Origin of the sequence: Mesorhizobium sp. M7A.F.Ca.ET.027.02.1.1 (genome assembly GCF_004022985.1) — a bacterium.
In the GTDB taxonomy this organism is placed as follows: Bacteria; Pseudomonadota; Alphaproteobacteria; order Rhizobiales; family Rhizobiaceae; genus Mesorhizobium.
Window position 1 is genome coordinate 1 of sequence record NZ_RZOL01000854.1, and the last position, 788, is coordinate 788.

The window sequence follows — 788 nt, forward strand, 5'->3', positions numbered from 1 at the left end:
TACTGGCTTGCAGTTCCCCCTCGGTAACGACGCGCGGCCCCTCGATGAAGTTCATCACCGTTGTGTCGGGCCGCGGGGCCGAGTTGGCGGGTGGTGCTTGAGGAGGGCAAGCGAGAGGCGCCGCGGCGGTCACCCGCGCCTTCAGCTCTCCATCGCTAAGGCTCTGGTCCTTGTAGACAATGGCGATCGTTTTCGGATCCCGCTCCGTCTGCGCCCCAAGCAGTTCGTGAACCCAGCGGTCCTGGAGACAGGCCTCTTCCCCTGGGTTCCATTCAACCGCGAATCGACGTTCCTCCGCCAACAGAAGCGGTACCGACCAGACTCGCTGCCCGGGGCTGGCCGCCATCTGGCTCAGCGCCTGCTGCAAATAGCTCACAATCCGCTCCACCGTGCTCCGCTCAAACAGAGACGTCGGATAGATCAGCCTTCCACAGATCGCCTCGCCGACCTCGGAAAGGTTAAGCGCAAGATCATGTTGCGCGACACAATCGCCAAAGCCTACATATTCAAGCTCGAGCCCCGGCAGTTCGACCGACTCCCTAGGATTTTTTTGCCATGCAAGTATAACCTCCGGTTTGTGGGGCGGATCGATGAGTTGCACCGCCTGCTCAAATGGCAGGTCCTGATCATCCTGCGCCCCAAGCGCGGCGGCATTCGCCCGTTCTAGCAATGTCTCCAGTGTCGGATCTCCCGACAGATCAATCCGCAGCGCCAAGGTCCTGACGAAGCAGCCGATCAGCCCCTCGATCTCGGAGCGGGTGCGGTTGGCGCGAGGTGTACCGATCACC

The 788-nt window shown here is 61.5% G+C and carries 1 protein-coding gene; it reads right to left on the reverse strand.

Going from position 1 to position 788, the window contains the following annotated elements; translation table 11 throughout:
* On the reverse strand, positions 1 to 788 hold a 788-nt coding region (locus tag EN749_RS36625; RefSeq protein WP_145991218.1), incomplete at both ends, for a condensation domain-containing protein.